The following is a 23,764-nucleotide window of genomic DNA, read 5'->3' as shown; positions in this document are numbered from 1 at the left end:
GGAAATAGCTTATCTGTTGGCTTCCATGCCCGCCAGGGAATAAATAAATGAGTAATGAGTAATACTCATTACTCATTACTCATTACTCATTATTTATTACTTATTACTTCAAAAATAAATTCCCGGCGGACAAGCGGTTTCGCGTTAAGTTGACACCAATGTTTATGAATTGCCCCTACTTTTTCAAGAAGTCGGCTATCTAAATCGTAGGTAAAGGCATGGAGTTAGAGTAACAATATTTTTCGTTATTGACTACTGACTAAGGACTCTTTTTGAGTATTAATCAGCGCTAGCTCAATTGTATTTTCAGAGGGCTGTGTTATTTGAATCTCCAATCCAGGACCAAAATAATTGGTCATTTTTTCCTGCTTTTTTTGCCACACATCAAATGGTATTAGCGGTGAATCAAATTCTAGAATTAGGGCATAGCTACCATTCATTTCTGTTTCTCGCAACCCTGTTACCGTTGGTCGTTCCTGGTCTGTGGGACTCAAACCTAGAAAAGAAAGTGTTGTATCTAGATGAGCGTCTTGACCATAGCAATATCGGGTGATGTCTTTGCGAATTTTATTTTGAGTTTCAGTTGCTTGCTGCTGGCGTAGTATCAATGCTGATGGTGATGTCGTTTGGCTAAAAGGTACTGGCTTAAGTTCATTAGCTTTCAGCGCCAGCCCTCCCAACAATAGAGGAATCCCGTAAAAAAATCCGACAAGATTGAGTGTGGCATTATTATCAGCATAGGCGATGAAGCCAATGACGGTTAATATACCGCCGATAGTTAAACCGAGTGTTCCCAAAGAGATTTGGCCTAGCATGAGCTTAAATTAGTATAAAGTCAGAATACCTTAGTTTTATCAGAAAATTGGGTCTTAGACCCCGTACTTCTAGCGGGGCTTTAATTTACAATCGTGACTTTTCTAACATTCTTCGCGTCAGTTTATGATCTCTCATATGGTCACAAGCCTTACTGTGATTACCATTGAAAAACATCGCCGCAACCAGTGCCGTAGTGATTATTTCTGCATCACTCATCTCTCGACGAATATCTTCACGGTGTCCAATAGCTTTCTCTTTTGTCGTCGATGATAGCATAGATCGCAATTGTTTCATTTAACATATGCCCCTCCGAATTTTCTGACTGGAGGGCATTTTATTGCTTAACTGGTCACGTGCGATCGCACTCCCGCGTAACTAGCAACTTGGGTTACTAAGGGCGTACAGTGGCCAAAATATTAGATTTTGAGTTAACTTTAAATTTAAAGGTAGTTAAAGATAGGAAAAAATAATGGATTTACAGACTATAAAAGAACGAATTGTCGCAGTTCAAAGTAAACGGGAGTACCTGTTAAGCCTACTGGAACAACCAAACCTGGGAACTTTGAGAGTTGACGTAAATCAAGCTTTAGAAGAACTAGATGAATTAATTGATGAATTTAGACGCACCATTCCTGTAGAGTAGAAAATATCAAAAATTGCGTCGGTTTAACCCTCAACTTCAGGCTATACCGACGCTTTTCATTACTATTATGTCCTCAAATCCCCAGAATTAAACTAAACCTGAGTTGGCGAAGCAACATAGCTGAATCGGTTTATCCTGCTGCTGAATCATTTCCTGCACGCTTACCTAATTGTCTAACTAAGGCAATAAGTTCACTTGTAGGTACATCTTTCTTACAAACGTCATCAAAGCTAGACATTTCTTTTGTACCCTGGAAATTTACGTCTTCTACTGAGGAGTAAGCAAGGATTTGGGTATTGGGAGATATAGCTTTAATGTGACTAGACGCACTCCAGCCATCCATGACAGGCATTTGTAAATCTAGAACAATTACGTCAGGATGGCAACGTTTAACCATTTCTATAGCTTCTTCACCATTACTGGCTAAACCCACTACTTGAATATTTTCCTGGCAAGAAAAAACCAATTGTAAGGTTAAACGAGTCAGTTCGTGGTCATCAACTACTAGAACACGCAAGGTAGAAAGCTCACAGGATAACATTAACATTGAGGGGAAAGACAAATTTATTCAGAGTAACCCCTCCAGTTTATGGGAACAAGTACCAGCACTGACTCTATCCTATGGTTGAATAACTTGTGTGAACCCATGACAAAAAACCTAGACAACTGCTCAAAAAATTCAGGTGTTCCAAAAATAACTAAGTTGAGCTAGTTGTCAAGGTATAAGTAACTTATTTTTTAACGCTTCGCGGAAGTCTGCAACCTCTGCGAAGCAGGTGGGATTGCTTCACTCAATCAGGTTTGAGGCTACACCAGTTGAACGTAATGCCATGTTCATAATAATTTTTTGTGAATTAGCTTCTGGAGAATCATCATAAGGACGACGTTGAATATAACTGCCATCGGCTTGTAATTCCCAAGCTTGGCGATTGTCTGCGAGCATAATTCCCATAATTTCTTGCAAATCTTTAGCAATATCTGGGTCTTTGACTGGGGTAATTACTTCGACTCGGCGATCTAGGTTGCGGCGCATCCAGTCGGCACTGCCAATATAGATTTCCTCTTGGGTATTGTTATGAAAATAATAAATCCGAGAGTGTTCTAAAAAGCGACCGATAATGCTGATAATGCGAATGTTTTCACTAATGTCTTTGATTCCTGGACGCAAACAACAAACGCCCCTGATAATTAAGTCGATTTGCACTCCGGCGCGGGAAGCTTCATATAGAGTGGCGATAATTTCTGGATCGACTAGGGAATTCATTTTGGCAACAATGCGTCCAGAAAATCCATTTTGAACATTTTCGATTTCGCGGTGAATTAGTGCCAAAAAGCGATCGCGCATATTCACAGGTGCAACCAGCAACTCTCGATAAGACTTTTGCAGGGAGTAGCCTGTCAAGAAATTAAATAAATCTGTGATGTCAGCACCCAATTCTTCACGGCAACTGAATAATCCTAAATCTGTATACAGACGTGCAGTTTTGGGGTTATAGTTACCAGTGCCAATATGTACGTAGCGACGTATCCGGTCTTTTTCGCGCCGTACCACCATAACGGTTTTACTATGGGTTTTCAGCCCTACTAAACCATAGACAACATGAACTCCAACTCTTTCTAGTCGTTTTGCCCAGTAAATATTATTCTCCTCATCAAATCGCGCCTTTAATTCCACCAGTACGGATACCTGCTTGTCATTTTCGGCAGCAGCAATTAAAGCATTGACGATGGGCGAGTCACCAGAAGTCCGGTAAAGGGTCATCTTGATGGCTAACACATTCGGGTCATAAGCGGCATTGGTAATAAAGCGCACCACTGTTTCCGAAAAGGATTGATAAGGATGGTGTACTAGTAAATCCTTTTCTCGAATCACAGCAAAAAAGTCTTTTCCTTCGTCCGTCTCCAAGACATCTGGATCTAAACTCGGTTCTCTCAGCCTTTGCAGGCGTGATGGGACAACAGATTGGCGTGGTGGATCTTTGAGTTCTGGTAATGGCAAGGCCATGAAATACATCAAATCCCGCAGTCCCAAAAGACCGTCTACTTCATAGAGATCGCTTTCTGTTAATTCTAAATCTTGCAATAATCGCGATCGCACTATTTCAGGAGTCTGGGATTGAATTTCTAGCCGGACTGGACTCCCACCCAACCGCCGTTTTCGCAATTCCTGTTCGATGGCTAACAGCAAATCGTCTGCTTCATCTTCTTCTAAGACCAAATCAGCGTCACGGGTAATGCGGAATGGATGATATTCTTGGATGTTCATCCCTGGAAATAGAGATTCCAAGTTATGAGCGATCACCTGTTCTAAAGGTACTCCAGTCCAGTTGGTGGGTTTGTCGCCGTTCTGATCTCCCAATTCTGGCGGTATGGGTAAAAATCGTGGTAAAACGCTAGGAACTTTAACTCTGGCAAATAATTCTTCTTCGGTGTCTGGATTTTTGACCACAACAGCCAAATTCAGACTGAGATTAGAAATAAAAGGAAAGGGATGACTAGGATCAACAGCCAAAGGAGTTAAAACGGGAAAGACTTGTTCCTCAAAATAACTGTTGATATGAGTCCGCTGTTTTTGATTTAAATCTATGTAATCCAGAATATGGATGCCATGATTTGCTAATAAGGGTCGAAGTACTTGCTCAAAATGTTGGTGCTGTTTCTTGACGTGGGGAGTGAGGGTAGACCTAATATCGTCTAACTGTTGTTGTGGTGTCCGACCATCGGGGGTTAACAGACTAACTTTCGCCTCTACTTGTTGCTTTAAACCAGCAACCCGCACCATGAAAAACTCATCCAAATTAGAGTTAAATATTCCCAAAAACTTGAGGCGTTCCAAAAGAGGCGTGCGATCGTCACAGGCTTCATGTAACACCCTGCCATTAAATTCTAGCCAGCTTAACTCTCGGTTAAGATAATATTGTGGATCGCTGAGATTGATGGGGGTAGCGCTTTTCTTAGATTTTGCCATAATGACCTAAAGGCAGCAAATGTAGCCCATTGAACTGGGGGACAATAAACATAGTAAGTTAAATGGTGCTTGAGCATAACGCTAAGGCCATTTTTGGCAATGCTAATTTTCCGCCGCAACACAGTGACTTTCTTTGGAACAAGGGGTCTAAAATTTTTGTAGTTTTGCGTAGGCATAAGTAAGTCGTCGATATCGCCTCTGAGGCTTACTTTGCACTATCGTGTAGCGTTTTTTTCAGAGAATCACTCTACCCAACCTATAACTATATTTTATAGGTGTTTTCAACTGTGTGGAATATGGTACTTGCATACAGTTGTGTGCCCTGACAAAATATTGCATTCAAATAAGAACTGTAATAAGTCTAGGGAGTCAAATCGTTGTCCATAGCATATTACCCATGAAGATGCACTTAAGATTTAGTCAAGATATGACATGGGCATTTCTGAATATGTATGACTCATCATTAAGCATAGTTTACAGAGAGTTATCGTGTTTAAAGCGGTCTAAATCCTTACCTAGAATGCTTTTGGAATTTGGCTTTCTAACATAATGATTTTTGTAAGTATTACCACAATTCCTATACATACATTAAGTAAATCAAAGCCTTACTAGATATTGGTTTTATTGTTATTGTGCTGATGTTTCTGAGATTTTCGCCAACAATTTCATCTATTAGTTTTTTTAATTTATAACCACTGAGATTTTGAAAAATTCCAGTATTGTTACTGAGAAGTTTTCTGGAAAGCGATGGTTATATTGAAAACGCAAAGAAAAACAACACGAGGAGTTTGTTAATCATGAAAATTTCTGCAATTCTCAAAGGAAGCATTTGTCTATTAGGTTTGGTTGGTGTTGGTAATATCCTGGCTGCACCAGCAAGTGCAGGGCAAGCAGCAGCCCGTGGTGCTGTAACTATTGTTAGAGCTTCAGGCGCTTCTATCAGTGTTAGTGGTGAATTAACTTTGCCCAATAACGCATACTACGATCAGACTCTAACCATTACACCTACCATTACTGGTACACCAGCCGCAGACGATGAAGTTGTAACTTCTCTACTAATAGACCCAGGCACACCTAACGTTACAAACCTCTCTACTAGCAGCAATCCTTTTGTAGCTTCAGCAGCAGCAGCATTAGATGCAGCTGTTTCAAATAGTGATATTGGCGCACAAGCAGCTATCATTCGGGCTGGTGCTGGTGCTAATGGTTTAGGCGGTTTAGAATAGATTGAATTTTTGTCTCTTAAGTACTTACAAAATTTTCTGCAACTGAGAGAACAGTTGAATACATTTTAAAAATAGGGAAGAGATATAGCAATGCTATTTGTCTTTCCTATTTTTATGTTTTTGGCGAATTTGTCAGGTAACGCAATGTGCAACTTAATATTCTGACTCCTAGAAGGAGAGAGGCTTTGAATTTTCCCCCTTCCCGTTTCGGGAAGGGGCTAGGGGGTTAGGTGAATCGTTAGCTTTTCCACATGACGTGAAAAGTCAGATAAAGGAGAGGAAAGCTAGAAACAGGATGAAGCGATCGCAAACTACAGATGTTGCGATCGCTTTGCTTCACTACATTCCCCTCACAATGACAAATTATTGACCAATTTCTGAATAAACCGTCAGCTTTCTTATCCTTATAAGGTAGTAAATAAAACTTATTCAGATTATCAGTTATTCGGAGTAAATACAGACCACTGATGGTTGTCATCATATCTTTGAATACAATTCGATGCAATTTCAGTGGATGTATGAATAACAAAATTAATTAAAATATTCTTGAAATTAATGCTAAAAATACGCGCTTATCTGTCAAAGCTATTACTAATGACTATCCAGTTTGTAGCTGCTGTTAATTAAAAATAATCTCAATAAATTGCTCTAAAAAATAGAGCCTATAGAAATACTTAATTCTTACTGCGTAAGACTTTGATACACTTTATTTGTGTTTATTTGTATTTTGAGGTCTAGATTAGAAGTCATAGAACTTGATGTGATAAATTATCTATGACTTACGATAACCGCGCCGAAGTACGAAAAGTTTTAATTATTACCCTACTGCTCAACCTGTTTGTACTGGGATTAAAAGCACTTGTGGGCTACTGGACAGGTTCTTTAAGTTTGCTAGCTGATGCCTTGCATAGTGTGACAGATAGCGCTAACAATGTTTTAGGATTAGTTGCCAGTAAATTTTCTTCTCCACAACCCGATCGCGAGCATCCCTACGGACACCACAAATTTGAAGCAGTAGGCGCTCTAGGAATTGCCTCATTTTTAGGAATAGCCTGTTTTGAAATTCTGCAAGGAGCAATCGAGCGCATTCTCAAAGGCGGTGGTGAACCTGTGAGAATCTCGCCACCTGAGTTGTGGTTATTACTAATTGTGCTGGGTGTGAATATTTTTGTAGCGTTTTATGAACGTGCTGTAGGTAAACGGGTAGGTAGCTCAATTCTCATCGCTGATGCTACACATACCATGAGCGATATTTGGGTGACAATCTCTGTAATTGCGGGCTTGATAGGAGTTTGGCTAGGTTATCAATGGATGGATTTGGTGTTAGCTTTTCCTGTGGCCTTGTTGGTATTTTGGAGTGGCTGGTCAGTTTTAAAAGAGAATTTGCCTGGGCTTGTAGATCAAATGGCGATCGCACCAGAGGCAATACACGCGATCGCTACTTCTGTCCCAGGTGTAATTAACTGTCATGATATTGCTTCTCGCGGTGTTCTTGGTCGTCAAGTGTTCATTGAAATGCATTTAATAGTAAATGCACCAGACGTAGAAACCGCCCACCACATCACCGAAGAAGTAGAAAGCCGATTAGAAGAACGGTTCCGTCCAGTAAGGATTTTAATTCACGTCGAGCCACCAGCATATAAATCTGAGCAAATTAGTTTTGAAACGAAGGGATGAGGAGTGAGGGATTGGGGACTGGGGATTGGGGATTGGGGAAGACGCAAGGGAGAAAAGTTTTCCCCTCAGCAAGAGCAGCACCCTGCCCCTCTGCCTCTTTTTAATGCCCAATGCCCTATTCCTGTATCTTTGTATCAAGTTTTATAAGATGCAACCAAATTAGCAACGATCGCAACTAGTTCTCCTGGATCAACCGGTTTAGGCACATGAGTTTGAAAGCCTGCTTCCAAAGCGCGGCTACGATACTCGCTATCACCATAAGCAGTTAAGGCGATCGCAGGTAGTTTTTCATAAATATCAGGCTTCAGCGCCCGAATCTTGCGGATAAGGGTGTAGCCATCTTCACCAGGCATCGCGATATCACAAATCAAGACATCTGGTTGCAACTCAGGTAGTACTTTCAATGCTACCGCAGCTGATGCAACCGCCGTAATTGCGGCTCCATCAGCTTCCAACACGGTAGTAATGTAAAAACGGCTATCATCATCATCATCAACTACGAGGATGTTTAAGCCAGCAAGGGGAAGAGCAGGTTCCATAACATCTCCATAAACGTTGATTTAATGAAACTTATTTCTAATAATCTGCTTATTATTTTTTATGTCACCATACCTTTGGTAATTTTACTGCGATCGCGCCTATTTTCCTAGACAATAACTCAATTTGTCTAGTCACCATCCAATTGATGATTAATTATTCATTGGTATTTGTAATTATTGAGTAGATAAAATTATGTTAGTGTTTAACAAAACAGAATTCAGAAGTCAGGAGCCAGAATTCAGAATTGAATTCTGCATGATTGGCGGGTGAATAAATGGGTTTAAGTCCCCCACTAAATCGGATATCTAGTGGTGCAACAATTGAGTGGCGGGTCTGAATCCCCCACTTATTGATTCTGACTCCTGTTAGCGGTAGCGGGGCGTTTAGCCCATTCTGACTTCTGAATTCTTCTTTAAATTCCTTTATATTTAAAAAATTACCTTTCACGAATAGCTGAAGTTCTATAGGACTATTATTTGATTTTGAAAAGATACGTAGTCGCGTATCAAGGCTAAAATGTTACAAAAAAATTGCTTTGTTGGGTGGAGGCTTTGTGCATAGGTGTCAACTTAACGCGAAACCGCTTGTCCGCCGGGAATTAAAATTCCCGTATAATAGCTAAAGTCATCTGAAGATGACTAAATATCGCCAAAAATCTCCAGTCTACTGAAGTAGACTTAAGCTAAAAGTCCGGAAATTTATTTTTGAAGTAATAAGTAATAAGTAATAAATAATAGACATCTCCAGAAATTAAAGATGCGTTACCCAGAATCCTTGTAGAGACGTAGCAATGCTACGTCAAAACAATTCTTTTTCGGAGATGTCTAATGAGTAATGGGTATTACTTATTACTTATTAGTTATTACTCATTACTCATTTATTTATTTCCGGGCGGGCATGGAAGCCAACAGATAAGCTATTTATAGCTTAAGTTGACACAAATGTGCGCGAACAGTACTACACTACACCAAATTAGAGATTTGGAGGCTGGCTAAAACCCAATACGCTTGGGTTAAGGGCTACTGGCAAAAATTTTGGGTTGATAAATCGCCGTCTCTACAAGTGTTTTGGGCTAAAACCCTTGCTCTCTTTGCTTCCTTAACTATCTTGCTAACAATCCAAGACTATACATACATAACTATATGGGCGGACTGATCTATGATTAAATACAACCCGCCCATGACTTCACTTGAAGCTTTTCGGTATTTTAGGTTTTTAGTGGGGGTGGAGGGACTTGAACCCACACGACCTTTTACGGTCAACGGATTTTCATTCTCCCGCAGTTTTCACTGCTACCTGATGACAATAGCTTGCTCAGATTTTGAGAATTGGACTCTCCCTTTACCCTCGACTTAACGTTAGGGTAGCTCCCGTCGGGTCTCTGCACCTTCCGAACAGTTATGAGTTAGGAGTTAGGAGTTTTAAATTCACTCAGCACTCATGACTCAGGACTTTTTTCGGCTTGGCTCAGGATTGCCATGTCTGTCACCAGATTTAGGTTTCCCTGAGTTTGAGAGCTTCCACTTGAGGGATTTCTCCTTCAAGGCTCAATTATTTAAGTCCGTAGCGTCTACCATTCCGCCACACCCCCGCAGGTGTTTTATAACTAGTGTAACTAGTTATTTTGTAGAGGTAGCAAATACCCCCTCATCTATTCCACCATCAATTGTGTCTTTTGTCCAACTAGATTGAAAATATTTTTTCTAGATTGTGCGATCGCTTCCCAAATTTGGAAGTTTTTTGTTTTTCGTAATCAATCTGGATTAGTTTTCGATCTTGTCTAACCAAAGCATTTATTTGCTAGTGCGTTTTCGATAATAGCATGATATTAGCTTTTGTGATGATATCCGTTAAATTGCCTACAGTAAAAGGACTCCAGCCCGCCAAAGAATTTTTAAGTCCCCAATCCCCAGTCCCCATTTCCCAATCCCCAGTCCCAGCGCGACTTGTTAAAAGCATTATGACTATACTTCTCTCTTGTCTGTCTCTTCAGCCTATGATGGAAAACAGATGCTTAAGACTTGAAAGTTATGATTGTCGCCCTGCTGTATCTAATTTTGGCTGGAGCTTACCTTCTGGTAATCCCAATTGCTGTTTTGCTGTACCTGAAGCAGCGTTGGTATGTCGCTAGCTCCATCGAGCGTGTCTTAATGTACTTTTTGGTGTTTTTCTTCTTTCCAGGTTTGTTGGTTCTATCGCCGTTTGTAAATTTCCGACCCCAACGGCGACAAGTTCAAGTTTAACGAGATTGGTAGGTCATAACTCTCATGCGACGGATTGACGCTATTGGAATTGGCTTGGGTGTTTTTATTGCCGGCGGCTTGGCTTATGTAGGATTACAGCTAGTCGGTTTGGATAATCAGAAAGCTGGTATATGGAGCCAAGTCTTACTAGTCAGTGGGTTAGTTGGCTGGTTAGCCACCTATTTTTTCCGTGCGGTGGGACAAAAAATGACCTACCATCAACAGAGGGAACAGTATGAGCAAGACTTCCTGCAAAAGCGGCTAGATGAGCTTACTCCCGAAGAACTAGCACGAATTCAAGCTGAAATAGAACAAGAAGAGCAATCTCAGGTGTAAAGTTATCATTAGTCAGTTGTCGTTTGTCCTTTGTTAGTTACGAATTACCAACGACCAATGACCAATGACCAATGACTAATGACTCTTGACACTATAAATGACTGCGATTTCTGATTGCTTTGAAACCCTTGGGCACAATGGTGAGTGCGCTCTGATTCCGTTTATTACTGCTGGCGACCCAGATTTAGAAACAACGGCAAAAGCGTTGCAGGTTCTAGATCAAAATGGAGCCGACATTATTGAACTAGGTATACCCTATTCCGATCCTCTGGCGGATGGGCCAGTAATTCAAGCTTCTTCTACCCGCGCCTTGCAAAGGGGTACGAAATTAGAGCAAGTGCTGGAAATGTTGCAAGAGGTTACTCCAAAATTGCGATCGCCTATTGTTCTGTTTACTTATTACAACCCAATTTTGCACCGAGGAATTGACAAATTTCTTCAAGAAATTGCGGCGGCGGGAGTGGCGGGATTGGTAGTACCAGACTTACCCTTAGAGGAAGCCGCAAGCTTGCTCCAACCAGCTAGCGCCATCGGCATTGATCTGACGTTGTTCGTAGCTCCCACGAGTTCAGATGAACGGATAGAAGCGATCGCTCGTTCTTCTCAAGGATTTATTTATTTAATCACTGTCACCGGGGTAACAGGAATGCGATCGCAAGTAGAAAACCGCGTGTCCAATTTACTCAAACAAATTCGTGGTGTTACTGATAAACCTATCGGTGTCGGCTTTGGGATTTCCGAAGCTGCACAAGCCCTTCAGGTAAGGGAATGGGGCGCAGATGCAGTAATTGTGGGCAGTGCTTTTGTCAAACGGTTAGCCCAAGGGACACCAGAACAGGGACTAAATGCGATCGCCCAATTTTCCCAAAGTCTCAAGGCAGCCATCAAAACCACCAACACCAGCACAAAGACTCCTCTTGATTAGACGGGGAAAGTAGATTAAAAAAGTATAACAGTGTAGTTTTTTAATCCTTGTTTAGTAGACAATTTGACCATTATGGTCTTGAATATTAACATCAGATATTATGGTGTAAAAAAACTAGCTGATACAGTAGCTTATAGTTTGAGTATTATGTGAAATCAAGTAGGCATAATTTATGAGTGTGAGAGTGAGTCAGTCAGAAATGGTTATAGTTATGTCGCAATCAAGGAGCAAAGGCGATGAGTGAGAGTATGGCGTTTATCGGCGGGGTCGCCGTAGCTGGGCTGGCGGCTCTCGTATTGCTCAAAGGAACAAATACCCCCCTACAACCTAACTTCGCTGTTGCTTCGCAAATGCCAGGTGTCGTAGCGCCCCAAGGAATGCAGCCACAAATGTATCCTTACGCGCCTTATGGGCAACCAATGTATCCTAATCAGGTTCAGCCACCAACTGCTACCAGCACTGACCAGCGCCTAGAGATGGAGAAGCTGAACACGCAGATGCAGTTGGAGCGTTTAAAAAACGATAATGAACAGCTGAAGTTGCAAAATCAACAACTCCAGGGCCAAGTCCAAAATTTCAATACTCAGCAGCAGTGGCAATTAGCCCAACAGAATAATCAACCAAAAACAACAGCACTCCAGCCGCAAACTACTTGGTGGTCTTCACCTATGCTTTGGGCTGTGGGAGGCGCAGCTCTGACTATTGGTGGTGGTGTTGTCGTCGCTGGAGTATTGGCTTTATTCTCACCACGGCAGCGTTCAGCCCGTACTGTCCAAGTGATTCACCCCTATCAAGGAGCTACACCGCCCTTGGTTCCAGTCCGTCGTGCTGAGTTTCTGCCTGCTTCTCGGATGGAAGCAAGACGAGTTGAAGCCCACGAATACGACGAAATGCACGGATAGGGAAAATAAAACCACAGATAAGCATTGATTTCTAATCTCTTTTCCAGATTCCCCCCGCAAACTTTGTTTATTGGACTGCTGCCGCAAATTCAAGAGGCAGCAGCTTTCGTTTTAGGGATTCCCAGGCAGAGGCTATTGGTGACAACTTAAGAAAAAAGTAATGTGTTTATTTTTATGCCTCTCAACTCTCACTAATTATCTCAAACCCTTGTAACTAAATTTTTACAAGTCAGCAATTGAAAATTAATATCAAGCCAAATCGATAAAAAACAAATAGCTGTGGCTTAATTTTAGCAGCATTTGAATAGCATTTAGATTTCATCAGCCAGGAATACAATTTAAATTCTTACAAGTAATCTCAGGAAACTATATTGAGCTATAGCGCAAGTATGAAAGGGACTATAACAATAATCTCTTATCTTTAGATCCAACCTTAATAATTAGTTGAAGCATCGTATCTGCTGCACTAAGAAGTTCTTGTAAAGGCTGGTTGTACAGGTATGCATATTTTCCCGAAGATTGGTTTATAGGTTTAAGAGGATGTATGCTGGCTTTTTTCAATAGCTCTGTATACTTGTCCTATAGGGAATAAATAGACTTCTTCCTTAATTAGTTTAATTTCATTGCTATTATTACTACGTATTAATAAAAGAGCTAACCATTTTTTAGCTTCAACTAAAGATAGCTCTATAGTATCCATGTTACTTTCTGTAGCGCCTGAAAGAGTTGATACTGTTGCAAGACTCGTAATGCAACCAGCATATATGTCTTGAAGTTCTTTGATTTTTTCTCTACTACTTTGAAAAGTATTAATAGATATAGTAACCCAGCCATTAATCAGAACACTAATAAAACCTATTATTACGCTAATGAATACTGGATTATTTAGTATCATAAAATCATAGATTTAACAGTTATAAAAATTAAAAAATTTAAGATTTTTTCTTGTTACTAATTGATATTCTTTTTAATAAAAATCATCACAAAGGCAAGAGGGGATTTTTATTTAAATTCTTCAAAACTCTAAAGCTATTAATCCCCGAAAATAGGGGCTTTACGAGCGTGGCACTTGCTCGATTTAGGCAAGGGTAAATTGTGAAGGGCTGGAAAGAGTGGGTGACGAGGGATTTGAACCCGCAACCAATAGATTAAGAGTCTACACAACTCAGCTAATGCAATGCAAAAATCCAGCAAGCTAGCTGCTGGTAAATTCAGAACTAAAAATTATAAATTCATCATTCTGGTGGCATGGGGCGATCGCTTTTATTCATCGCCAAGTCGAAAGCTCTCTGATGATGTAGCTCAGATGTCCAAGTATGGTAGAGGTTGGAATGAACTTGTGGGCTATGCCCCATCTGTTGCGCTGCTAAGGAATTATCAATCCCATACTCAAGTGTTCTGATTGCCCAGCAATGGCGCAAATCATAAACCTTAAATGGCAACCCATCATTACGTCTAAACCGTTGGGTAACTGTTCTGCCAATGGATGAATTATCGCGATCGCAATCGATATCGGGTATTTTTACATTTTGCAGTCCGAATTGGTCGAACCATTCGGGGTGATAAGGCCATATTCTTCTGTAGCCAGTCTTACCCTGAAGTACAGAAATAATTTTGTTGCCAGACCTCAACTCTTGAAGATCGAGGAAGAACACCTCATGATTTCTCAAACCATAGGTAGCTAACATTCCATAGACCCATTGCCATTTACAATCTTGAATTTCGCTATACCATTCAACAATCAAATTATCCGTAGGCAAATCTCTAGGCTTTCTCCTTGCTGGACTGTAGTTACCTGAGTACTTGCTGGGGTTAAAGTTTATCTCCGCAAATTTAGCCAATGCTCCTAAAGTTGAACAAAATCGTTTTCTTGTTCTTGTATCTGGTTGAGTTGCTAAAATTGCAGTTTTTAGAATTTCGCTAGTTAGCGGAATATTGGGATTTAAGGTTTTAAAGACTGTGGCATATTCAACTCTCCATGTTGATTTTGACTTAAAGTTTTTGGCACGGCGATGAAAATAGTCTTTTTCAAAGTCGTCAACAACTTGTCCAATTGTTTTAGACTGCAACTCCATGTAATCAGACCAATCGAATGTTTTAGTATCTAGTTGAAGGATTAAAGTTTTGGCTGATTTTTCAGCGAGTTTTACGCCGTCTAAATCTGCTACAGCAATATTTATTCTTTGCTGATGCCAGTTATTTTTTGTTGATTGTGGCTTTGGTGGAAGCGTTGCCCGTAAATAAAGCCGGCTACCGATTTGCTCTATATTTATGCTGTAATTACGGAGTCGTCCGTTCGCCTCCTTGATTCGGTGTTCAATATTTTTCATGTTTAAATTTCCATTAAAAATTCATCCCAAAATGAAGCAGATTTTTATCTACTTCTTCTTGGGATAAAACTACTTAGTTGAACTCAAAATGCTGATTGAAATGATGGCTACCGCGTCAAGTACCCATCACGACAATTGGGCTACATATATCCAGTACCCTTACAAGTTGTGCATTTGCTGGGTTGACTGTCGTTGACGTAAGCGTAAATTAATCCTGTGCCCCAACAATCAGGGCAACTTACAGATTCGTCATAATCTGGATCGTCTTCATCTTTTGCCCAAACAGTTGAGCAAGTCTCGCATTTATAAAAACCAAAAGCAGAGTCATACCTAACTTGGTTGGAGCCACAATTAATGCAATTGGGTGCTTTCAAGTCGCTCATTCCCGTTCCCTCAAATATCTGTCAAGTTCACCGCTTGTCACTTGGTCGATACTGGCGACAATAATTGATGGCTGGTCATCAATTCGCTGTATTGAGGCTGTTATGCCACGACGAATTAAGGCTGCTTGCACTTCAGGCAATTCCAAGGCGGCTTGTGCATCAGCACAGTCACGCGAACGGTACGGTAAAACAATTTCACGGATATCTGCTGGAGCTTCATTAATAAATTTCAGCATCAATTTTTTAGCTTGTTCAATTGGCGATTCTGGAATGTAGAACTCAACTGACAGATTTTTCTGTACAAGCATTCGCTGAATATCTGCCGACCTTAACGCTCGTTGAAATACAGCTAAGTTGGCTTGATCTTCAACCGGGATTCGAGCCACGAAACCTGATTGAGTCGCTCGAATCGCCTCCTTGATAATTTCCTTTCCTCGGTCAATAGCTGCCATATCAAATTTGTGATATTTCTTACTTGTTCACTTGAAGTGTTTGAATCGATCAATTAATCGCGATCGCGAACTTTTGAAACGCGATCGCTTTTGAATTAGTCCCACTCCTCCTGCCTACCTTGCTGCAATATCTGCTGCAATCGCTGCTTACCCTCTTCCCAGCGACGACCACCCATTTTTAAAACTTGCTCAATTACATAAGTCTCCCCTTTAACTTCCAACAGGCCTTTAACTGCTAAATAAAAGGCTTTATCTACGGAAGTGGAAGCGGAAGTTTCACCGCTACGATCCGCGCTCGGCTCTTTATATAAGTGTTCCAGGCTAGTTTTTAATTCCCGATCGACTTCCGGCGGGTAAGTTGGTGCAGCGCCATAAATTTCATAGAGCGCTTCTTCTTGCTGTTGGGTGTGCAGCCCAATTTCTACCTGTTCCAGTTCTTGATTCATTGCAAAAAGCGCTGCACGTCGGGCATCCTGTGCAATGAGTTGGCGGGACTCGTTGACTAGTTGCACTGATGCAACAAGTGCCAAGCTGTAGCTGATTCCCTTGCCAATTTGGGGTAATGGAGAAAGTGCGGCCAGCCAAAAAGCCACCGTGCTAGCTAGCAAACAATTGCTCTTTAGCCACCTATTAGCCATGACAGCATTCCTCCCAAGACAATCGAAACTGCGATCGCAATCAGCAAGGCATAGTAATCTGCTTCAGATAGTTTGAGAAACTGTCTCACCGCATCGTCTGTAAGCAGTGCAAGGCATAGCGCAGCACAAGACATAATGTAGATCACCCACATCACCCGAAACAAAGCTGGATGTAACGCCCCTAGCCAAGCCACAAAGCTAGAGGCGATACAGCCTAGAAGGAACCAAGCCCCCAGGTGTACCGCCTTTGCCATTAGTATTTTTCCTTGATTTTGGCTTTCAGTTCTTCAATGCGTTGCTGTGCTTTGTTTTCGGCGCGGTCTAGACCAAAACCGAGCTTTGCATATTCGGGTCTAAGCGTGTGTAGATGTCTTGCGGTGTTCGCGTCAGACCGTTTTTTAGTGAGTTCGCTGTCAGCAACTCCCTTGATGTACTTGCGATGATCCGCGTGAACCTGTGCATCAGATTGCTCCAGATTTTGGAGAGCCTTATAAGCTCGTTTAGCCTGACGCGCTTCTTCTCTCTTCTGTCTTGCAACAGCTTTGAGTGCATCAGCCTCGGCTTTGTTAAAATACCTGGGTGTCTCACTAATCGGTGCAGTTCTGACTGTCTGCCAAGTTCCCGCGTTCATCGGGTTGATGACAGTCGGATCTGTGGGGGCTAACACCTGATTTTTATCAATCCCGTGTCCCCCACCCGAAAGTGAGGATTCATTGCTTTTGTTGCTGGACTTTGCAGCGCTGGTAATTCGTGCAAGGATTCCCATTGTTTACTCCTATCTATTACAAACTTGGTTTTTGACTTTCTCAAGCTGTTGGCTTTGAGCTTTCATCTCGCGTAACTGTATCTGATCCGCACTTTGATAAGTTGAGATTGCACCCATGCTTAAGCCGGCAACCAGTGCAGCTGCAATGATGACTAAAAATGCAGCTAGGTTACTCCCTGCTGGTGCGGGTTCTGGTACATTTGGGTAAAATTCCCCGGTGAATGGGACAACTTTACTGGTGCGCTGCTGTTTAGTCTGTTTCATCTCCTCCCTCTAGCAACATCGGCTGATATGTGGGTAAGAGTAGATGCTCTGTCCCGGCGTTGATTGCGGCGCGGACTGATGTTTGCACTATTTGGCGCTGTTCAGGTGTGGGATTGTCCCGCATTTGTTTGATGCGTTGCAATGTTCGACCGGGTAGCAACCGCCAATATTCGGTAGCTAGTCGCTGTGCATCCTCTTCCAGGAGTGATTCAAGTAAGTCGGGTGCGTCGGATTCTGAATCATTTTCTGCATCGGACTCAGTTGCGTCTTTCGTTGCACGTCTGCTTTCTAATAGTTCAATTCCCGCTTGTGTCCACAGTTTGACCCCATGCTCGTCGGCGACAACATGAACATTGAACTGGAATACTTGGGGATGCCGGCGCATCCATGAACGGATGGTGCTTTCTGGGATACCTGTTGCTTTGGCGGCTTCAGGGGTGGTGTACAGGTTTTGCATAGTCAATTAAGGCTGCTAGTAATCCCGTTAAGTCGGTCTTGTCCTTGTCGCAGAGAATCCCACCACTGGCAGCATGAACTGTGGGTGAAATCATTCCTTTTAAGTCATGGGACTGCTGGGCGGCGATAGCCGCAATCATGAAGAATTTCTCTTTGGTGGTCAGTTTCTCCAGATACTCGCCGAACATATCGCGCAGTTCGTCTAATGCTGACTCATCACCGGGCGAGAAGTTCGCATAATAACCAAGTGGCTTAGGCATAGTACAATCTCCTTATTTAGATATAAGTCTTTGGCGATCGCTCTTTCTTAAGGTCTGGTGATCGCCTTTTTACTTGGAACTTAACCCCGCGCGAGCTACGACTTACGGGTAAAGGCAGTTGCAACAAGCTTTATTCCTCCTCTGTCTCTTCCTCTTCTTCCCCCAGTTCATCGGTGATGACGATAGTCAGCCTGTTATCTCCAGGGTTAAAGCTGACGATGAAAAATTCCTGATCGTCGTCAAGGTTCTCGATCGCAATTTCCGCATCTGCCGGGAATTCATTCAGCTTTTGAACTAGTTCTTGAACTGTAATTGCCATGTTGGTTATCTCCTGGGTTATCGGTTGTCTGTTTCCCCTAGCAGGTCTTTGACGTTTGCTCAGTGCTGGCAGGCTGCTATCTCTGCCTGGTTTGGGATAGATGAATAACGTATTTACGAATATACATTATGCTTACAACAATAGTATATTCGTATATACTAGTCAATATCGTATTTATGGATATGCAATAATAGGGTGTCGAGCATGGAAAAAATAAACGATGGCAAGCAGAGGTCGCCCCAACAAAAGGGGAGTAACGAAATTAGTCACCTTAAAAGTGAACCCAGAGGCATGGGAATTATTCCGGCTTTTGGCGGAGAATTTGGGGACTACAAGATCGGAACTAGTCGAAAGGATAGCGACGAACCAGATGCCAATGTCAGAGGACAATGGACAGATCGTGGAATCTCTGGGAAAATCCTTGGCCAGCTAATTGACGAAAATGAAAAGCAGCTGGCTTACCACCAAGAGCAGTGTTACTACCACCAGCAACAAATCAAGAACATACAGGGTAGACTTGAAAACCTAAAGCAGATTCCTGAAAGCTTGGCAGATATAGTTTATACACAATAAAGCCGTCCTACCAATTGGTGGAACGGCTTTATTCGCTTTATTCATGGATATGTCGCCTACTGTCTGTAGCAGGCGACGCATCTGTGACTATTGGGGGTTGAGTTGCGATCGCAGATCGTCCAAGGGTGACTGTAGTTTTTCCTCTTTAGGAGCGGAATCTTTCAAAAAGACATCTGGGTTGTCAGGGATGAATTCTAGCCGAAAGCGGAATCGCCCCTTCTGCCATCCTCCGCCTTTAACCAGTAAAACCTCACACTTACAACCCTCTTCCGAAAACCATCGAGATTCAGGAGTAGGATAATCATTCTTCCCATGTGTCCAGGAACTAATAGCTTTTACGAGGTTGAGAACCTTAAGCATGGGCGGTATATCAAAAGCTGGGAAAGAAAAATTAGATAGAACGTCTTCATCATCCAAGTTAAATCTGTCTTCACCTCTGAACTCGAATTCATATTTCTTCTGCTCCTCAGCCCTGATTCTCTGAATCTCAGCGTTGGCGTTGAGTCCCGGTCTATATTTCCTACTCATTTCGATTTTCTCTTTCGGTATAGAACATGGCGGATCAAGCTACGAACTTCATCCGCCTTCCCTAATCTTTCCCCGACCACCAAGGAATAAAACCAATGATCAGAGCTAAATTCACCTGTCAACAGAACACCCTTGATCACAAAAACCAGACAGCAACAATCCTCTTCACGCCTGCAACCATCAACCCATTCAATGAAGAAAACCTTACTTTCTGGCAAGCGACACCAGCCGGGCGGATTGAACTGCAAGTCAGCAACCCACTGGCATCGGCTCAATTCTCAGTTGGGAATGACTATTACGTTGACTTCACTGCTGCGTGATTGCGATCAAAAAATGATGCATCCAGGATTCCCTCGCCGAATACCCAATGCCCAATGCCCAATGACTGAAAAACCAACATACCCAAACTTCGACAACCTAATAAACCAGACAGATACAGAAATGCAGCGATTGGGCTGGACAAAATCTCAAGGTCGAGAGCATTTGATGAAATATTACGGGGTGCGATCGCGCTTGCTGTTGACGGAAGATGAACTAGACAACTTCCTCCTTTACCTGCAACTGACCGATTCCCCAGCCCAAGATCAAGGAGGATTTTAAACAGCAACTAAGTGACTTGTGACACGCAAAAAAAAACTCACCAACTTAGGAAGTGGTGAATCAAAACAAATAAGAATCAATAAAAAATGAACAAATACCTAATAAGACTAAGCGGTCAAATATCCGTTACTTTCCTGTATTCTACCACATCAAATAATTCAAAACTAGCTAATCGGGGGACAGCAAAATGGTAGTAGTCCCCTATACATATACTGAAGAACCAAATTTTAAACCTGATAATAACAGGCTTCCACCATGCAACATTGAAGCAGAAGAAGGGATATTAGGTGGAATACTTCTTGACCCAAGTGCAATCTATCGAATCAAAGATAGATTAAAGCCAGAACACTTTTACATTGGCGCACACAAGGACATTTACCAAGCCTGCCTAAGACTTTGCAAGAAAGGACAACCAACAGACTTACTACACGTTACTAGCTGGTTATCAGACAATGAATTCCTAATAAGGATTGGAGGCAGAAATAAACTAGCCACACTTCTCGATAGAACAGTCAGTGCAATTAACATTGATAGTTTAGCGTTTTTAGTTATTGAAAATGCTTGGCGTAGAGAAGCAATCAGAAAAGCTAATGAACTTGAGCAATTAGCTTACGATACCCAGACAGAATGGGCAGAGGTTTCTGTAGCATTTGAAAATAAAATTAAGACAATCTTCTCAGCACCAGTAGCGCCAACAAAAGAAGAAAATCAACTGTGGCACTACAACCAGCTAATCAGTGAACTGGAAAACATCTACCTCAAAACGTCTAATCCTGGTCTGAAACTATACAAGCTTCAAGAATTAGCTAATGCCAGCCCTGGCAGAAGAGTTAAAGACCTCGAAGACCTTTACATGAAATCACTGTGCGCCACAGTTGAGCCACGCAAGAGCTTAGATGAACTTGAAGAGGAAGTAGGCACACAAGGAAGAAAATGGCTTTTGGGCGGGATACTTCCACAGGCAACCACAGCGCTAGTAATCGCCGATGGTGGTGTTGGTAAAACCAAATTTCTTTACGACTTACTGCACTGCATAGCCGATGGTAAAAACTGGAATGGCTTTCCTGCCACCGCCGATAGCCGCCGCGTTCTGATCTACCAGGGTGACGAATCAAAACACGATATGCTTCAGGCTCTAAATAAGCGTGGGTTTAAACCAGGTACGGAAGTTCGTAAAAAGACAGGGGTTAGATTTGGCTGGAACACTGATGCAATGCCGATTTTGTACCAAGATGCTGCTGAATTTCAACCCGCGATCGTGATGATCGACTCCCTAACCTTCGCCAACCGCTACTCTGTTTACGACGAAAACAGAACAGAATATTCCCGCCCCGTCCTGGAGCTAAACAAGTTCGCGGCGGAAACCGGGATAACTGTAGTCATCATTCACCACACCAACAAAAACGGAGGGTCGAGGGGGACAACAGCCATTAGAAACGCCGTCTCAGAAGTCATCAAATTGGAGAAAGACTCCAACCCCAGCGCCAACCCCCAAGAGAAAATTCTCACGATCGAGAAATCGCGATCGCGCCGCTTCCCCGCAAGCTATCGCCTGTTTTTCAACGAAGAAGACTTTAGCTTCTCGCTCTTAGAGGAAGTTGGTCAAGAGTTAGGTTCCCCGGATCTGTCCACCAAAGGCCAGATAGTTAAATTCCTCCAGGAAAACGCCAACGTTAAATATCAAGCTGAAGAAGTAGCCCATTACATCAAGACAACACCAGGTAACGCGAGGCGATGTTTAGGGCAGTTAGCAAGAGACGGACTAGTAATCCTTGATGAGAGAAGCTTTAGCGGTACTGCAAAGCTGTATTACATAGCCCGTGAATCCGAAGATTGTAGCACAAAAAATCCTTTACAAACCGCAACAGTAACATTGCCTCAGCGGATCACCTCTGAAAATGACTCAAGTGCTTGTCAATCGGAGGTAATCAGCGAGTCACCAGAGATGTATAAAAACGATGGATCACCTGATGATCACCTTAGGATCACCTTGACGGATCACCTTCTTAACAATTCTGTAAGCGATACAGAGCAAGAGGTTTTACCCAATTGTAACGAAGGTGATCATCTAAGTATGCCTGAAATCGCAGTTTTACCAAATCCCGAATCAGAAAAAAAAATCGATGTTCAGACAGATCACCTGATCACCTTTGCCGGAAACGTAGATTCAGCAAGTAATCCAGAAGGTGATCCGGTAAGGCGATCGCAAGGTGATCACGAGGTGATCCTAGACGACTGCGATCGCCTCGATGACAAGGTTTGCGTACTACAACCAACAGAATCAGAATTACCTCTACTACCTCTAATTGAAGAGAAAGGCATTTACTGGAGTTCATCGTTTAAGCGAGAGGTGACAGTGTTCCTGATCTTTGATGAGATGTCTGAGGCTAGTTGCCAGGTTCCAGGGCGGGGCAGGTGGAGCTTGCAATTTACCGACTTACAATGTTGCGACAAATCCCCCAGGCACGACTTCAGTGTGGGAGACAGGGTAGTAATTCTCGTGGGCAAGCTCAATGAAACCTTCGCCACAATTACTGACATTCGAGCCGATGGTATTTGGCTAAAATCTGACGATCGCAAAAAGCGGCTAGCAAGAGCCTACTTCCCTCATCAACTGGCAAAAGCTTGACATTATAATCCGGCACAGTCCTATCGACAAGTATCGCGCTCGAAGGCATAAAAAATGCGATCGCCTTATGAACTGGCGCTCGCAAAAATAAATCATGGTGTGAAATCTGTCAAATCTAAACTTGTTCGTCGTCGCTATCGTCTGGGTCGGTTTCATCAGCGATGATGAATACTCACGCCGTCAGACCCAGCCTCGAAGCCAACGATCGAAAATGTCTCGCCATAGTTGTCCTTGAGGGTGACTGGTGCATCACCAGGAAGATTTTGTAATTCTTGGATTAGGTCGCTAACTGTGATTTCTTTGATGGCAGTATCCATATTCTCTCCAATTTAAAAATGCGATGCCTTCGGCCAGCTACGCTAACGCAGTAGTTGAAGTGCGATCGCGCTGTGACTAATTGCTGGTTTGAGCTTACCTGCTTCCAGTATCGTTTGTCACTAAGGGGTTATAAAGTTGCGATCGCGCTTCTTACGTCTTCGTCTGAAACTTCGATATAACGTGAAAGCACCTTTAAATCAGTGTGTCCAGTGGCTTTTTTAATGGTTGCTAAACTCACCCCGCGCTTTGCCAGCCTCGTGATAAAACTCCGGCGGGTAGAATGAGTCGATATCCCTTTGGCTGTTAACCCGGCTCTCTCTACAGATGTGCGTAAAATTTGGTCAGCCGCCCTAAGCCCCATTGGCTTGTCCGCCTCCCTAGATGGAAACAACCAAACTGAACCGGGGAGTGGCTTATATGCTGCTAGCAACTCAGTTAAAGTATCGTGAACCGGCACCTGGCGAGTTTGTCGCTTTCCATTCGGGGTAGCCTTGCGAGTCCTGGCGCGAAAGTTGATATACTCACTGGGTGTACCGTCAAGGTTGTAGACATCAAGAAGTTGCAGCTTCACCAGGGCACCCCACCTTTCCCCGGTGTACCAAGCTAGATCCAAAAGTAGTTTATATTTTTGACTGCGGATCTGCTTGCGAATTTTGGAATAATCCGCATCGGTCAAAACTGCGGCTTGTCCATTTCGATTATTTTTCATATTATTTTTAACTTCTGCCTGTTCCGGTTTAACCATTGAGAGTGGTTAAACCGGAATATTCCTAATTAAGGCTATTAGAAATATTCGCCTCAATCCTATTCACAGTAAGGCTTTGGTGTCCTCGGTGAATGTGCTTGTTTTACATAAAAGTGGAACATTTACATGGACTACTCCGAGTGCGAACAGACTTTGAAGGAATTAAGCAAGCTCTAGTTGCAATGGCTGATACCAATAATGCACTCACTGAGCAATGAAAACGCGAT

30 protein-coding genes and 1 pseudogene are annotated in these 23,764 nt (G+C 42.5%); 11 read left to right on the top strand and 20 right to left on the bottom strand.

Annotated features, from left to right (window positions below; genetic code table 11):
* Positions 1-245 precede the first annotated feature (245 nt).
* Together V7K76_RS26655 and V7K76_RS34680 are read right to left on the bottom strand one after the other, a co-directional pair.
* A complete protein-coding gene (locus V7K76_RS26655; protein WP_334775795.1) occupies positions 246-815 on the bottom strand; it encodes a DUF2854 domain-containing protein in 570 nt (189 codons plus the stop codon).
* Between the two features lie 91 nt (positions 816-906).
* Positions 907-1,117, bottom strand: a pseudogene (locus tag V7K76_RS34680) (IS982 family transposase); the annotation flags it as partial.
* Positions 1,118-1,285: 168 nt separating this feature from the next.
* Between V7K76_RS34680 and V7K76_RS26650 the strand changes: the two are divergent.
* Positions 1,286-1,459, top strand: a complete 174-nt coding sequence (locus V7K76_RS26650) for a hypothetical protein (protein ID WP_179066585.1) — start codon at positions 1,286-1,288, stop codon at positions 1,457-1,459.
* A gap of 130 nt (positions 1,460-1,589) precedes the next feature.
* On the opposite strand, the gene V7K76_RS26645 is transcribed toward V7K76_RS26650, so the two are convergent.
* Positions 1,590-2,006 carry a response regulator gene (locus V7K76_RS26645; RefSeq protein ID WP_334775796.1) on the bottom strand — a complete coding sequence of 139 codons (417 nt, stop codon included), beginning with the start codon at positions 2,004-2,006 and terminating at the stop codon, positions 1,590-1,592.
* 240 nt (positions 2,007-2,246) lie between these two features.
* Positions 2,247-4,427 carry a polyphosphate kinase 1 gene (gene ppk1, locus V7K76_RS26640; protein WP_334775797.1) on the bottom strand — a complete coding sequence of 727 codons (2,181 nt, stop codon included), beginning with the start codon at positions 4,425-4,427 and terminating at the stop codon, positions 2,247-2,249.
* Between the two features lie 797 nt (positions 4,428-5,224).
* Between ppk1 and V7K76_RS26635 the strand changes: the two genes are divergently transcribed.
* Positions 5,225-5,653: a hypothetical protein gene (locus V7K76_RS26635; protein WP_334775798.1), complete on the top strand. Its 429-nt coding sequence runs from the start codon at positions 5,225-5,227 to the stop codon at positions 5,651-5,653.
* 238 nt (positions 5,654-5,891) lie between these two features.
* Here V7K76_RS26635 and V7K76_RS26630 read toward each other — a convergent pair whose 3' ends face one another.
* The gene (locus tag V7K76_RS26630) at positions 5,892-6,134 is read right to left on the bottom strand and encodes a hypothetical protein (RefSeq protein ID WP_334775799.1); all 243 of its coding nucleotides are present in this window, start codon (positions 6,132-6,134) and stop codon (positions 5,892-5,894) included.
* A gap of 293 nt (positions 6,135-6,427) precedes the next feature.
* Here V7K76_RS26630 and V7K76_RS26625 point away from each other — a divergent pair, with 293 nt between their 5' ends.
* Positions 6,428-7,330: a cation diffusion facilitator family transporter gene (locus V7K76_RS26625; protein ID WP_334775800.1), complete on the top strand. Its 903-nt coding sequence runs from the start codon at positions 6,428-6,430 to the stop codon at positions 7,328-7,330.
* Positions 7,331-7,464: 134 nt separating this feature from the next.
* On the opposite strand, the gene V7K76_RS26620 is transcribed toward V7K76_RS26625, so the two are convergent.
* Entirely contained in the window at positions 7,465-7,869 is a 405-nt protein-coding gene (locus V7K76_RS26620) for a response regulator (RefSeq protein ID WP_334775801.1), read from the bottom strand.
* Between the two features lie 2,031 nt (positions 7,870-9,900).
* Between V7K76_RS26620 and ndhL the strand changes: the two genes are divergently transcribed.
* The 4 genes from ndhL (at position 9,901) to V7K76_RS26600 (ending at position 12,276) form a co-directional block, all read left to right on the top strand.
* On the top strand, positions 9,901-10,113 hold the full coding sequence (ndhL, locus tag V7K76_RS26615) for an NAD(P)H-quinone oxidoreductase subunit L (protein WP_179068468.1): 213 nt from the start codon (positions 9,901-9,903) through the stop codon (positions 10,111-10,113).
* A gap of 24 nt (positions 10,114-10,137) precedes the next feature.
* Positions 10,138-10,449, top strand: a complete 312-nt coding sequence (locus tag V7K76_RS26610; RefSeq protein ID WP_179068469.1) for a DUF3007 family protein — start codon at positions 10,138-10,140, stop codon at positions 10,447-10,449.
* A 97-nt stretch (positions 10,450-10,546) separates the two neighbouring features.
* On the top strand, positions 10,547-11,374 hold the full coding sequence (gene trpA, locus V7K76_RS26605) for a tryptophan synthase subunit alpha (protein WP_334775802.1): 828 nt from the start codon (positions 10,547-10,549) through the stop codon (positions 11,372-11,374).
* 236 nt (positions 11,375-11,610) lie between these two features.
* Entirely contained in the window at positions 11,611-12,276 is a 666-nt protein-coding gene (locus tag V7K76_RS26600; RefSeq protein ID WP_334775803.1) for a heterocyst differentiation related protein, read from the top strand.
* Between the two features lie 532 nt (positions 12,277-12,808).
* On the opposite strand, the gene V7K76_RS26595 is transcribed toward V7K76_RS26600, so the two are convergent.
* The 11 genes from V7K76_RS26595 to V7K76_RS26545 all read right to left on the bottom strand — a co-directional run bounded on the left by V7K76_RS26595 (position 12,809) and on the right by V7K76_RS26545 (position 18,144).
* The gene (locus tag V7K76_RS26595) at positions 12,809-13,171 is read right to left on the bottom strand and encodes a hypothetical protein (RefSeq protein ID WP_334775804.1); all 363 of its coding nucleotides are present in this window, start codon (positions 13,169-13,171) and stop codon (positions 12,809-12,811) included.
* 340 nt (positions 13,172-13,511) lie between these two features.
* Positions 13,512-14,606: a site-specific integrase gene (locus tag V7K76_RS26590; protein WP_334775805.1), complete on the bottom strand. Its 1,095-nt coding sequence runs from the start codon at positions 14,604-14,606 to the stop codon at positions 13,512-13,514.
* Positions 14,607-14,746: 140 nt separating this feature from the next.
* Complete coding sequence (locus tag V7K76_RS26585; RefSeq protein WP_334775806.1) at positions 14,747-14,989, bottom strand: hypothetical protein; 243 nt, start codon at positions 14,987-14,989, stop codon at positions 14,747-14,749.
* A complete protein-coding gene (locus tag V7K76_RS26580; RefSeq protein WP_334775807.1) occupies positions 14,986-15,441 on the bottom strand; it encodes a hypothetical protein in 456 nt (151 codons plus the stop codon). The genes V7K76_RS26585 and V7K76_RS26580 overlap by 4 nt, the downstream gene beginning before the upstream one ends.
* 95 nt (positions 15,442-15,536) lie before the next feature.
* Positions 15,537-16,079, bottom strand: coding sequence for a hypothetical protein (locus V7K76_RS26575; protein WP_334775808.1), 543 nt, complete (start codon positions 16,077-16,079; stop codon positions 15,537-15,539).
* A complete protein-coding gene (locus tag V7K76_RS26570; protein WP_334775809.1) occupies positions 16,061-16,333 on the bottom strand; it encodes a hypothetical protein in 273 nt (90 codons plus the stop codon). Before V7K76_RS26570 ends, V7K76_RS26575 begins: the two co-directional genes overlap by 19 nt.
* Positions 16,333-16,845 carry a hypothetical protein gene (locus V7K76_RS26565; RefSeq protein ID WP_334775810.1) on the bottom strand — a complete coding sequence of 171 codons (513 nt, stop codon included), beginning with the start codon at positions 16,843-16,845 and terminating at the stop codon, positions 16,333-16,335. The genes V7K76_RS26570 and V7K76_RS26565 overlap by 1 nt, the downstream gene beginning before the upstream one ends.
* Before the next feature lie 9 nt (positions 16,846-16,854).
* A complete protein-coding gene (locus V7K76_RS26560; protein WP_334775811.1) occupies positions 16,855-17,109 on the bottom strand; it encodes a hypothetical protein in 255 nt (84 codons plus the stop codon).
* Positions 17,096-17,566 carry a hypothetical protein gene (locus tag V7K76_RS26555; RefSeq protein ID WP_334775812.1) on the bottom strand — a complete coding sequence of 157 codons (471 nt, stop codon included), beginning with the start codon at positions 17,564-17,566 and terminating at the stop codon, positions 17,096-17,098. The genes V7K76_RS26560 and V7K76_RS26555 overlap by 14 nt, the downstream gene beginning before the upstream one ends.
* Complete coding sequence (locus V7K76_RS26550; protein ID WP_334775813.1) at positions 17,541-17,825, bottom strand: hypothetical protein; 285 nt, start codon at positions 17,823-17,825, stop codon at positions 17,541-17,543. The genes V7K76_RS26555 and V7K76_RS26550 overlap by 26 nt, the downstream gene beginning before the upstream one ends.
* 130 nt (positions 17,826-17,955) lie before the next feature.
* The gene (locus V7K76_RS26545) at positions 17,956-18,144 is read right to left on the bottom strand and encodes a hypothetical protein (RefSeq protein ID WP_334775814.1); all 189 of its coding nucleotides are present in this window, start codon (positions 18,142-18,144) and stop codon (positions 17,956-17,958) included.
* 204 nt (positions 18,145-18,348) lie between these two features.
* Here V7K76_RS26545 and V7K76_RS26540 point away from each other — a divergent pair, with 204 nt between their 5' ends.
* Positions 18,349-18,717: a hypothetical protein gene (locus tag V7K76_RS26540; RefSeq protein WP_334775815.1), complete on the top strand. Its 369-nt coding sequence runs from the start codon at positions 18,349-18,351 to the stop codon at positions 18,715-18,717.
* A gap of 87 nt (positions 18,718-18,804) precedes the next feature.
* On the opposite strand, the gene V7K76_RS26535 is transcribed toward V7K76_RS26540, so the two are convergent.
* Entirely contained in the window at positions 18,805-19,245 is a 441-nt protein-coding gene (locus V7K76_RS26535) for a KGK domain-containing protein (protein WP_334951009.1), read from the bottom strand.
* Positions 19,246-19,340: 95 nt separating this feature from the next.
* On the opposite strand from V7K76_RS26535, the gene V7K76_RS26530 reads away from it, so the two are divergent.
* From V7K76_RS26530 to V7K76_RS26520, 3 genes are all read left to right on the top strand, one after another.
* Entirely contained in the window at positions 19,341-19,565 is a 225-nt protein-coding gene (locus tag V7K76_RS26530; protein ID WP_334951011.1) for a hypothetical protein, read from the top strand.
* A gap of 61 nt (positions 19,566-19,626) precedes the next feature.
* Positions 19,627-19,845 carry a hypothetical protein gene (locus V7K76_RS26525; RefSeq protein WP_334951013.1) on the top strand — a complete coding sequence of 73 codons (219 nt, stop codon included), beginning with the start codon at positions 19,627-19,629 and terminating at the stop codon, positions 19,843-19,845.
* A gap of 187 nt (positions 19,846-20,032) precedes the next feature.
* A complete protein-coding gene (locus tag V7K76_RS26520) occupies positions 20,033-22,474 on the top strand; it encodes an AAA family ATPase (RefSeq protein ID WP_335030210.1) in 2,442 nt (813 codons plus the stop codon).
* 155 nt (positions 22,475-22,629) lie between these two features.
* On the opposite strand, the gene V7K76_RS26515 is transcribed toward V7K76_RS26520, so the two are convergent.
* Positions 22,630-22,791, bottom strand: coding sequence for a hypothetical protein (locus V7K76_RS26515; protein ID WP_334951017.1), 162 nt, complete (start codon positions 22,789-22,791; stop codon positions 22,630-22,632).
* 128 nt (positions 22,792-22,919) lie between these two features.
* Positions 22,920-23,501: a tyrosine-type recombinase/integrase gene (locus tag V7K76_RS26510; protein WP_334951059.1), complete on the bottom strand. Its 582-nt coding sequence runs from the start codon at positions 23,499-23,501 to the stop codon at positions 22,920-22,922.
* Positions 23,502-23,764: the final 263 nt, after the last annotated feature.

The sequence above is a fragment of the Nostoc sp. genome (genome assembly GCF_036917975.1).
In the GTDB taxonomy this organism is placed as follows: domain Bacteria; phylum Cyanobacteriota; class Cyanobacteriia; order Cyanobacteriales; family Nostocaceae; genus Nostoc.
Note: the sequence above shows the minus strand (reverse complement) of the source record. Positions and strands in the feature narration are given on the sequence as shown.

What these genes read in the sequence shown, in the direction of transcription:
- V7K76_RS26635 (WP_334775798.1), top strand. Translation starts at nt 5,225, where the DNA reads ATGAAAATTTCTGCAATTCTCAAAGGAAGCATTTGTCTATTAGGTTTG.
- V7K76_RS26580 (WP_334775807.1), bottom strand. Translation starts at nt 15,441, where the DNA reads ATGGCAGCTATTGACCGAGGAAAGGAAATTATCAAGGAGGCGATTCGA.
- V7K76_RS26645 (WP_334775796.1), bottom strand. Translation starts at nt 2,006, where the DNA reads ATGTTAATGTTATCCTGTGAGCTTTCTACCTTGCGTGTTCTAGTAGTT.
- ndhL (WP_179068468.1), top strand. Translation starts at nt 9,901, where the DNA reads ATGATTGTCGCCCTGCTGTATCTAATTTTGGCTGGAGCTTACCTTCTG.
- V7K76_RS26610 (WP_179068469.1), top strand. Translation starts at nt 10,138, where the DNA reads ATGCGACGGATTGACGCTATTGGAATTGGCTTGGGTGTTTTTATTGCC.
- V7K76_RS26525 (WP_334951013.1), top strand. Translation starts at nt 19,627, where the DNA reads ATGACTGAAAAACCAACATACCCAAACTTCGACAACCTAATAAACCAG.
- trpA (WP_334775802.1), top strand. Translation starts at nt 10,547, where the DNA reads ATGACTGCGATTTCTGATTGCTTTGAAACCCTTGGGCACAATGGTGAG.
- V7K76_RS26590 (WP_334775805.1), bottom strand. Translation starts at nt 14,606, where the DNA reads ATGAAAAATATTGAACACCGAATCAAGGAGGCGAACGGACGACTCCGT.
- V7K76_RS26530 (WP_334951011.1), top strand. Translation starts at nt 19,341, where the DNA reads ATGATCAGAGCTAAATTCACCTGTCAACAGAACACCCTTGATCACAAA.
- V7K76_RS26510 (WP_334951059.1), bottom strand. Translation starts at nt 23,501, where the DNA reads ATGAAAAATAATCGAAATGGACAAGCCGCAGTTTTGACCGATGCGGAT.
- V7K76_RS26625 (WP_334775800.1), top strand. Translation starts at nt 6,428, where the DNA reads ATGACTTACGATAACCGCGCCGAAGTACGAAAAGTTTTAATTATTACC.
- V7K76_RS26555 (WP_334775812.1), bottom strand. Translation starts at nt 17,566, where the DNA reads ATGCAAAACCTGTACACCACCCCTGAAGCCGCCAAAGCAACAGGTATC.
- V7K76_RS26630 (WP_334775799.1), bottom strand. Translation starts at nt 6,134, where the DNA reads ATGATGACAACCATCAGTGGTCTGTATTTACTCCGAATAACTGATAAT.
- V7K76_RS26595 (WP_334775804.1), bottom strand. Translation starts at nt 13,171, where the DNA reads ATGATACTAAATAATCCAGTATTCATTAGCGTAATAATAGGTTTTATT.
- V7K76_RS26565 (WP_334775810.1), bottom strand. Translation starts at nt 16,845, where the DNA reads ATGGGAATCCTTGCACGAATTACCAGCGCTGCAAAGTCCAGCAACAAA.
- V7K76_RS26600 (WP_334775803.1), top strand. Translation starts at nt 11,611, where the DNA reads ATGAGTGAGAGTATGGCGTTTATCGGCGGGGTCGCCGTAGCTGGGCTG.
- V7K76_RS26560 (WP_334775811.1), bottom strand. Translation starts at nt 17,109, where the DNA reads ATGAAACAGACTAAACAGCAGCGCACCAGTAAAGTTGTCCCATTCACC.
- V7K76_RS26575 (WP_334775808.1), bottom strand. Translation starts at nt 16,079, where the DNA reads ATGGCTAATAGGTGGCTAAAGAGCAATTGTTTGCTAGCTAGCACGGTG.
- V7K76_RS26570 (WP_334775809.1), bottom strand. Translation starts at nt 16,333, where the DNA reads ATGGCAAAGGCGGTACACCTGGGGGCTTGGTTCCTTCTAGGCTGTATC.
- V7K76_RS26585 (WP_334775806.1), bottom strand. Translation starts at nt 14,989, where the DNA reads ATGAGCGACTTGAAAGCACCCAATTGCATTAATTGTGGCTCCAACCAA.
- V7K76_RS26540 (WP_334775815.1), top strand. Translation starts at nt 18,349, where the DNA reads ATGGAAAAAATAAACGATGGCAAGCAGAGGTCGCCCCAACAAAAGGGG.
- V7K76_RS26545 (WP_334775814.1), bottom strand. Translation starts at nt 18,144, where the DNA reads ATGGCAATTACAGTTCAAGAACTAGTTCAAAAGCTGAATGAATTCCCG.
- V7K76_RS26650 (WP_179066585.1), top strand. Translation starts at nt 1,286, where the DNA reads ATGGATTTACAGACTATAAAAGAACGAATTGTCGCAGTTCAAAGTAAA.
- V7K76_RS26620 (WP_334775801.1), bottom strand. Translation starts at nt 7,869, where the DNA reads ATGGAACCTGCTCTTCCCCTTGCTGGCTTAAACATCCTCGTAGTTGAT.
- V7K76_RS26550 (WP_334775813.1), bottom strand. Translation starts at nt 17,825, where the DNA reads ATGCCTAAGCCACTTGGTTATTATGCGAACTTCTCGCCCGGTGATGAG.
- V7K76_RS26655 (WP_334775795.1), bottom strand. Translation starts at nt 815, where the DNA reads ATGCTAGGCCAAATCTCTTTGGGAACACTCGGTTTAACTATCGGCGGT.
- V7K76_RS26535 (WP_334951009.1), bottom strand. Translation starts at nt 19,245, where the DNA reads ATGAGTAGGAAATATAGACCGGGACTCAACGCCAACGCTGAGATTCAG.
- ppk1 (WP_334775797.1), bottom strand. Translation starts at nt 4,427, where the DNA reads ATGGCAAAATCTAAGAAAAGCGCTACCCCCATCAATCTCAGCGATCCA.
- V7K76_RS26515 (WP_334951017.1), bottom strand. Translation starts at nt 22,791, where the DNA reads ATGGATACTGCCATCAAAGAAATCACAGTTAGCGACCTAATCCAAGAA.
- V7K76_RS26520 (WP_335030210.1), top strand. Translation starts at nt 20,033, where the DNA reads ATGGTAGTAGTCCCCTATACATATACTGAAGAACCAAATTTTAAACCT.